We start from the raw sequence: 1,115 nt of genomic DNA on the forward strand, positions 1-1,115 counted from the left end.
TAGGAGTTTTTATATGAAACGATATACTGATGATTTTAAAGTAAGCATTATTAAAATACACACCGAGGAAAAGAGATCAGTTCGTTCTCTCTCAGAAGAATATGCAGTGTCTCCTGCATCAATTCATAACTGGATTAAAGATGCAAAATCAGTTGAACTTGATGATGGAACTGAAGTTACTTCTAAAGAATTTAAAAAATTACAAAAAGAGAACCAACGTCTCAAGGAGGAATTGGAGATTTTAAAAGCTGCGGCGGTGTTACTGGGAAAGCGTTAGGGCGAGTTAAAACTCTTGCTTTCATTAAGATTCAGTTACCCTATCACCGCCTATCCTTAATACTCTCAACTTTAAGATTAGCTCGTAGCACCTATTACCATTGGTTGAACTATCAACCTAGTCAACACGATCGTGTTGACCGTCATTTAAAAGCAAGCATTCGAAAAATTTGGGAAGAAAACTATCGCGCTTATGGTTATCCAAGAATCAAACTAGCATTAAATAGACTGGGAATTATAGTTGGTGTCAAACGGATTTTTCGGCTAATGCAAGAAATGAAGATTCATTCTCTCATGCATCGGCGTTTTAAAAAGCCTAGTACTCATGTTGATTATTTACAACGTCCCAATCTGATCAAAAACAAGCCAAAAGCTAGTACTTGGCGCGCTGATATTACTTATCTTGAGCTACGACCTGGAACTTGGGTATATCTTAGTTCAGTGTATGAGCCAAAGGTTCATAAGATACTCGCATATAAGATAGGACGACAGATGAATGCCAAACTAGTAGTAGATACAGTTAACCAAGCACTTGAACATCATAAAAGGCCAGCATATTTTCATTCAGATATGGGTTCACAATATACGAGCTGTGATGTTGAAAACTTGCTTAGACGACATCAAATCTTCCATTCGTATTCTAAGCAAGGATATCCTTACGATAATAGCCAAATAGAAGCTTTTCATTCATTATTAAAACGAGAATTCGTTTTTCAAACGCATTTCTCAAGCTTTGAGGATTTAATTCTCAGAATCTCAAATTATATTAATTGGTTCAACACTGAAAGAATCAGAACAAGTGTCTAGAAAAACATGTGCCAAATATTGACTTAGGAGCA

Annotated in this window: 1 protein-coding gene; it reads left to right on the top strand. The window is 36.0% G+C overall.

Annotation, left to right across the window (positions count from 1 at the left end; genetic code table 11):
- Nucleotides 1-13: 13 nt before the first annotated feature.
- Nucleotides 14-1,083, top strand: a protein-coding gene (locus IV36_RS11695) for an IS3 family transposase (RefSeq protein ID WP_152134755.1) whose coding sequence is annotated in 2 segments (ribosomal slippage) — nt 14-242 and nt 242-1,083 — 1,071 coding nt in all. Because the reading frame shifts where the segments join, the coding sequence is not laid out codon by codon here.
- Nucleotides 1,084-1,115: the final 32 nt, after the last annotated feature.

The organism is Liquorilactobacillus mali, assembly GCF_001437155.1.
In the GTDB taxonomy this organism is placed as follows: Bacteria; Bacillota; Bacilli; order Lactobacillales; family Lactobacillaceae; genus Liquorilactobacillus; species Liquorilactobacillus mali_A.